Below are 6,565 nucleotides of genomic sequence, written 5' to 3'. Positions count from 1 at the left end.
GGGGTCGTCGCGGCGGGTGTAGACGACGACGCGGTGGCCGCGGCGGGCGAGCGCGTCGGCGAGCGCCGCCACGTGGACGTTCTGACCGCCGGCGTCGACGCCGCCGAGGGTCGCCAGCGGGCTCGCGTGCTCCGAGACCATGGCGATCGTCAGCGCGGGCGCGGCGGAGAGGTGCTGCTTCATCGGGTGCTCCCTTCCAGAGCGGGCTCCGGCGACCGGCGTCCGGGGAGGTCGGCGAGGACCTCGTCCCAGTCGCGGTGGAACCGGGCGAGGCCGTAGCGCGCGAGCGCGGCCTCGCGGGCGACGGCGCCGGCGCGGGCGGCCCGGTCCGGGTCCTCGACGAGCGCCCGGGCCGAGGCGACGAGGGCGTCGAGGTCGTTCGAGATCGCTCCGGCCTCGGGCGGGACGGCGCGCCCCGCCTCCGTCACGTCGAGCGCGACGACGGGCATCCCGAGGTGCATCGCCTCCAGCAGTGCGAGGCCGAGGGAGGTCCATCGGAACGGGTGCAGGTAGACCCGGCGGCGGGCCAGGGCCCCGTGCATCGCCTGCGTGCGGACGTCGCCGAGGACCGTCACGTCCTCCAGGCCCGGCAGCTCGGCGAGCCGGTCGGTCTTCATCCCGAAGACGTCCAGCGGAGCGACGGCGCCGAAGCGGGGGAGCAGGTCGGTCCCCGCGACCCGGCCCCGGCGGACGGGCTCGTTGACGACCACGCCGAAGTGCGGCAGCTCGCCGGTGTAGAGAGGGCCCGGGTCGTGGATCCCGTGCTCGATCACCGTCGTCCGCGTCGATCCGGTGTCCCACATCAGGGCGTTGAAGTGGGTGACGTGGACGATCAGCAGGTCGTCGCGGTCGGCGAACGGGTGGCGGTTGTCCGGCACGTCCCCGCGGGGGGTGTTGTGCTCCACGTAGACGGCGGGCACGTCGCGGCCGAGGCGTCGCCCGAGCAGGCGCTCGGCCTCGGCGAGCTCCTCGGGCCTCTGGAGGAGGACCGCGTCGACGTCGGCGTCGTGCAGCTCCTCGGGGGCGATCTCGACGGCGCTCGGCCAGTCGCGGCCGCCGGTGCCCAGGCCCCAGCCGTCGCGGGCCGGAGTCGTGGGGAGCAGGTAGGTATGGGCGCCGCGGACGAAGGCGTCCGCCCAGCCGCCGTGCACGTGCCAGAGCAGGATCCTCATGCGATGGCCTCTCTCGGGGAAGTCGTGGGTCGGAGTCGGAGGGCGGCGGCGACCGCCTCCTCGGCGCTCACCCCCGCGAGGCAGGGATGGCCGGGGACGGGGCACACGCGGGCGCGCGAGCCGGCGCAGGGCGCCTCCTGGTCGCCGAGCAGCGCGACCGGGACGCCGTAGGGCGCCCAGCGCACGGCCGGGACGACCGGCGCGAAGAGGCTGACCACGGGGGTGCCGACCGCGGCGGCGAGGTGCGCGGGGCCGGTGTTGCCGCAGATCACGACGTCGGCGCCGGCCAGCACCTCGGCGGCGCCGGCGAAGTCCGTCGCCCCGCCGAGGTCGATGCCGCGGGAGCCCGCGACCTCGGCCGTGAGGGAGCGCTCGCCCGGGCCGCCGGTGACGACGACAGCGAGGCCCGCGTCCGCCAGCAGCTCGACGGCGCGGGCCGCGTTCGCCGCCGGCCAGGCGCGGGCGGGGACGGCTGCCCCGGGGTGCACGACCGCGTAGGGGCCGATCCCCTCGAGAGCGGCGGGCAGCACGCCCTCGCGGCGCACGCGGAGCCGTCCGTCGTCGCCGGCGGGCAGCGCGAAGCCGGCCGCCGCCGCGATCGCGAGCGCGCGCTCCGGCTCCGGCTGGTCCTCCTCGAGGGTCTCGCCCGGGACGAGGCGCACATCGAGCAGGGCGCCCGCGAAGTCGACCGAGGCGCCCGTGATGCGGGCGACACCGGCGAGGCGGAGCAGCAGGGCCAGCGGCAGCGGCGACTGGTGGAAGGAGGTGAGGACCACGGCCTCGTCCGGCGCGAACTCCTCGACGATCGCGCGCAGCTCGTCGACGAGCTCGCCGTCGACGGGGCGGGAGGCGTCGCCGATCCACGGGCACCACCAGGTGCGGACGGAGGAGGGACCCGGCAGCAGCGCGGCCGCGGGCGCCCCCTGCGGACCGCTCAGCAGCAGCACCTCGGCGTCGGCCGCGATCGCGCGGACGGCGGGTCCGCACAGCAGGACGTCTCCCGCGCTGTCCAGGCGGGCGACGAGCACGCGGCGGCTCACTCGGCGTCCTCGTCGGGCTGCATCGCGAGCAGCAGCTCGACCGCCTCGAGGAGCGTCGCCGCCTGCAGCGGGGCGGCGTCCACCTCCTCGGCGCGGGTGATCGGAGTCGGAACCAGCACTCCACGGGCGCCGGCCGCGGCGGCGGCGCCGACGTCGGCCCCGATGTCGCCGATCACGGCGAGGGACCGTGCCGGCAGTCCCAGCTGCTCGGCGGCGCCGAGCACCATGCCGGGCCGGGGTTTCCGGCAGGAGCAGCCGTCCTCCGGGCCGTGCGGGCAGAGCATCCACACGTCGAAGCCGCCGAAGAGCTCGTCCACGCGCCGGTTCACCGCGTCGGCCTGGCCGCGGTCGATGATCCCGCGGGCGATCCCGGACTGGTTGGTGACCACGCCCACGGCCAGCCCCGCCTCGCGCGCCCGCTCGACCGCCGCGAGGGCGGTGGGCATCGGGGAGACCTGCGCCGGGTCGCCGTTGTAGGGCACGTCGACCACGAGCGTCGCATCGCGGTCGAAGAGGATCCCCCGCAGGCGCGGGGCCCTCGCGCGCTCGTCGGCGCTCCGGGAGGAGGAGTCGTTCACCTTCTCCTCGTACCCCTCGACCGGGGATGTAAACCCCCTTCCGGGGAAGTCGGTCCCTCCGGGCGCGTCGCTCGCATCTGCGGGCGGCGCGTCTGAGGTGCGCGCATCGGGGTACGGGGACTCCGACAGGAAGGAGACGCCGTGCGCGCTCTCACCGCCCCGGACGGGACTCCGGAGATCCTCGCGCTGCGCGCCCTCAAGCTCGGCGACCTGCTCGTCGCCGTCCCGGCGCTCAAGGCCCTGCGCCGAGGCTTCCCGGACCACCGGCTGATCATGGCGACCACGCCCTGGCTCGAACCGATCGTCGACCTGGTCGAGGGCCTGGACGCGCTCGTGCCCACCCTCCGCGGACTCGACGACCCGCTGCCGATGGCCGCCGGCCGGGTCGAGCTCGGCGTGAACCTCCACGGCAACGGCCCGGAGTCGCGGCTGCGGCTGCGCGAGATCGCGCCCGAGCGCACGCTCGAGTTCCGCGTCCCGGCGCTGGACCCGGGCGCGGGCCCGGAGGACCCGCGGCCGCTCTGGATCGACGGCGAGCTCGAGCGCGCCCGCTGGGCCCGCCTGGTGAACTCGATCGGTCTCGACGCCGACCCCGAGGACGTCGCGATCGCCGTCCCCGAGGAGCCCGCCTCGGCCCCCGGAGCCGCCGTCGTGCACATCGGGGCCTTCTACGGCTCTCGCGAGTGGCCGGAGGAGCGCTTCGCCGCGGTGGCCCGCTCCCTCACCGCCGAGGGGCACCGCGTCGTCTACACCGGGGGCGCGAACGAGGCCGACCGCGCCCGCCGCGTCGCCGAGCTCGCCGGCACGGGCGCGGTGCTGGCGGGGGAGCTCGCGCTCAGCGGGTTCGCCGCGGTCGTCGCGGCCGCCGAGGTCGTGGTGACCGTCGACACCGGAGCCGCGCACCTCGCCTCCGCGTACGGCGTCCCCTCGGTCGTGATCTTCGGTCCGGCACCGCCCGAGGCCTGGGGCCCTCCGGCCTCGGGGCCGCACGTCGTGCTGACCGACGCCTCCCTCCGCCGCGGCGACGTCTTCTCCGCCGAGCCGGACCCGGCGCTGCTCGCGGTCCAGGTCGACGACGTCCTCGCCGCCCTCTCGTCGCTCCCGTCGCGTGCCGAGGCCCACCTCAGGCGGACTTCAGCCGCGTCGCCGGTCGGACCGGAGTGACCGTGGCCACGCGGGCCCGGGGAGCGCGCGGCTGATGGCTGCGCGAGGGGGCGCCGAGCCTGTCGGCGAGCTGCGCGAGGATCCGCCGCTGCAGGCGCGAGACCTGCATCTGCGTCGTCCCCAGGGCGTCGGCGATCTGCTGCTGGGTCCGCTCCTCGACGAAGCGCATCCGCAGGAGCTCGCGCTGGCCCTCCTCGAGCTCGGCGAGGGCCTCGGCGAGCCCGTGCCGCCGGTCGATCTCGAGCAGCCGGTCGTCCTCGCCGCCGAGGGTGTCGCCCAGGCCGACGCCGCCCTCGCCCACGGTCTCGTCGAGGGAGAGCGGATGCCCCGCGAGGCGCGCGTCGGCCACCTCCGCCGCGTCCACTCCGAGGCGGCGGGCGATCTCCTGGTCGGTGGGGTGACGGCCGAGCTCCTGCGCGAGCTCGTCGGCGACGACGGCGGAGCGGCGGTGCAGCTCCTGCACGCCGCGCGGCGGCCGGATCATCCAGCCGAGGTCGCGGAGGTGGCGCTTGAGCTCGCCGGTGATCGTGGGGACGGCGAACGCGGCGAAGCTGTCGCCGCGCTCGGGAGTGAAGCGGCGGGCGGCCTTCACGAGGCCCACGTAGGCGACCTGGCGCAGATCCGCCCAGTCGCCTCCGCTCCTGGAGACCCGGCGGGCCATGGCCTCGGCCAGGCCCAGGTGGTCGAGCACGATGCGCTCGCGGATGCGCGCGCCCTCGGCGGCCTCCGCGCTCACCGCGGCCTGGAAGAGCGAGAGCGTGCGGGCGTCCTTCTCCTCCCGTGCCGCCTCGGTGAGGGCGCTCGGGCGGTCGGTGCGGGGGTCGAGATCGATCGTGCTCATCAGTGCTCCTTCCGGGCACGCTCGCGCGGAGGCCCGGCGCGGCCTGCGGTGCGGCGCTCGGGCCCTCTCGACGAGAGGCCCGGGGTCAGCGCACCACTGCTCCTGCTCGCTCGGGGAGTCCGTTGACTCGGAGCAGTGCTGTCCGGTAGAAGCAGTCGCCGCGAGGCGCGCACCGTGCCCGGGGCGGAGGCGCCACGGCCCCCGCGATCCCGGGCGCCGCACCGGCTCCCGCCGGTAGGATCGGCCTCGTATGTCTGAGCTCACCCCGCCCCTGGAAAGCGCGCCGGACGCGCACCCGTTCACGACCGCGACCGGGAGCGACGTCCGCGTCCGCTTCTGCCCCTCGCCGACCGGGACCCCGCACGTCGGCCTCATCCGCACCGCCCTGTTCAACTGGGCGTACGCGCGCCACACCGGCGGCACGTTCGTCTTCCGCATCGAGGACACGGACGCCGCCCGCGACAGCGAGGAGAGCGTGGAGCAGATCCTCGACGCGCTGCGCTGGCTGAAGCTCGACTGGGACGAGGGCGTCGGAGTCGGCGGCCCGCACGGCCCGTACCGGCAGTCCGAGCGCACCGATGTCTACCTCGACGTGATCGCGCGCCTGACGGCCTCGGGGCACCTCTATGAGAGCTACTCCACGGCCGAGGAGATCGACGCGCGCAACGAGGCGGCCGGCCGCGCGAAGCAGCACGGGTACGACAACCACGACCGCGATCTCACCGAGGAGGAGCGCGCCGCCTTCCGCGCCGAGGGCCGCGCCCCGGCGCTGCGCCTGCGCGTGCCGGACGCCGACCTGTCCTTCGACGACCTGGTCCGCGGCCCGATCACGTTCCCCGCGGGCTCCTTCAGCGACTTCGTCGTGGTGCGCCCCAACGGCCAGCCGCTCTACACGCTGGTGAACCCGGTCGACGACGCGATCATGCAGATCACCCACGTGCTGCGCGGCGAGGACATCCTCCCCTCGACCGCCCGGCAGATCGCGCTGTACCACGCGCTGATCGACATCGGAGTGACGACCTTCGTCCCGCGCTTCGGGCACCTCCCCTACGTGATGGGCGACGGCAGCAAGAAGCTCTCCAAGCGCGATCCGTCCTCGAACCTCTTCCACCACCGCGACCGCGGCTTCATCCCGGAGGGCCTGGTCAACTACCTCGCCCTGCTCGGCTGGTCGCTCACGCACGACCGCGACGTCTTCTCGATCGACGAGATGGTCGCCGCCTTCGACGTCGCCGACGTGAACCCCAATCCGGCCCGCTTCGACCTCAAGAAGGCCGAGTCGATCAACGGCGACCACATCCGCCTCCTGGCCGTCGACGACTTCACCGAGCGGACGATCCCGTACCTCGTGGCGGCCGGAGTGCTCGCGGGCGAGCCGACCGCCGAGCAGCGCGCGGTGCTCGACGCCGCCGCGCCCCTCGTGCAGGAGCGGATCGGCCTGCTGGGGGAGGCCCCCGGGATGCTCGGGTTCCTCTTCACCTCCTCCGACGCGCTCGAGTACGACGAGGACGCGCTGAAGGGCCTGCCCGCGAACGCCGGCGAGGTGCTCGCCGCCTCGATCGGCGCTCTCGAGCTCGTCCCCGCGTCCGAGTGGCTGACGGCCTCGATCCAGGAGGCGCTCGCCTCCGCGCTGATCGAGGGCCTCGGCCTCAAGCCCCGCATCGCCTACGGGCCGCTGCGCACCGCGGTCTCCGGGCGCCGCGTCTCGCCGCCGCTGTTCGAGTCGATGGAGATCCTCGGCAAGCAGGAGTCGATCGCCCGCCTCGACCG

Annotated in this window: 7 protein-coding genes; 2 read left to right on the top strand and 5 right to left on the bottom strand. The window is 75.4% G+C overall.

Annotation, left to right across the window (positions count from 1 at the left end; translation table 11 throughout):
* The 4 genes from C5C74_RS16435 to C5C74_RS16420 form a co-directional block, all read right to left on the bottom strand.
* Window positions 1-153 (bottom strand): glycosyltransferase (locus C5C74_RS16435; protein ID WP_181134728.1); only part of this gene is annotated, 153 nt, incomplete at its 3' end.
* 26 nt (window positions 154-179) lie between these two features.
* Window positions 180-1,172, bottom strand: a complete 993-nt coding sequence (locus C5C74_RS16430) for a glycosyltransferase (RefSeq protein ID WP_104351907.1) — start codon at window positions 1,170-1,172, stop codon at window positions 180-182.
* Window positions 1,169-2,212, bottom strand: coding sequence for a glycosyltransferase family 9 protein (locus C5C74_RS16425; protein WP_219813501.1), 1,044 nt, complete (start codon window positions 2,210-2,212; stop codon window positions 1,169-1,171). Before C5C74_RS16425 ends, C5C74_RS16430 begins: the two co-directional genes overlap by 4 nt.
* Window positions 2,209-2,790 carry an HAD-IIIA family hydrolase gene (locus tag C5C74_RS16420; RefSeq protein ID WP_104226264.1) on the bottom strand — a complete coding sequence of 194 codons (582 nt, stop codon included), beginning with the start codon at window positions 2,788-2,790 and terminating at the stop codon, window positions 2,209-2,211. Before C5C74_RS16420 ends, C5C74_RS16425 begins: the two co-directional genes overlap by 4 nt.
* A 141-nt stretch (window positions 2,791-2,931) precedes the next feature.
* Between C5C74_RS16420 and C5C74_RS16415 the strand changes: the two genes are divergently transcribed.
* The gene (locus C5C74_RS16415) at window positions 2,932-3,954 is read left to right on the top strand and encodes a glycosyltransferase family 9 protein (RefSeq protein ID WP_104351906.1); all 1,023 of its coding nucleotides are present in this window, start codon (window positions 2,932-2,934) and stop codon (window positions 3,952-3,954) included.
* Here the strand turns inward: C5C74_RS16415 and C5C74_RS16410 are convergent.
* Window positions 3,914-4,795, bottom strand: a complete 882-nt coding sequence (locus C5C74_RS16410; protein ID WP_104257245.1) for a sigma-70 family RNA polymerase sigma factor — start codon at window positions 4,793-4,795, stop codon at window positions 3,914-3,916. The genes C5C74_RS16415 and C5C74_RS16410 overlap by 41 nt on opposite strands.
* A gap of 250 nt (window positions 4,796-5,045) precedes the next feature.
* On the opposite strand from C5C74_RS16410, the gene gltX reads away from it, so the two are divergent.
* The coding region (gltX, locus tag C5C74_RS16405) for a glutamate--tRNA ligase (protein ID WP_104351905.1) at window positions 5,046-6,565 on the top strand (1,520 nt) is incomplete at its 3' end.

It is taken from the genome of Rathayibacter sp. AY1E8, assembly GCF_002931415.1.
Classification (GTDB): Bacteria; Actinomycetota; Actinomycetes; order Actinomycetales; family Microbacteriaceae; genus Rathayibacter.
This window is presented reverse-complemented; position numbering and strand designations above follow the sequence as displayed.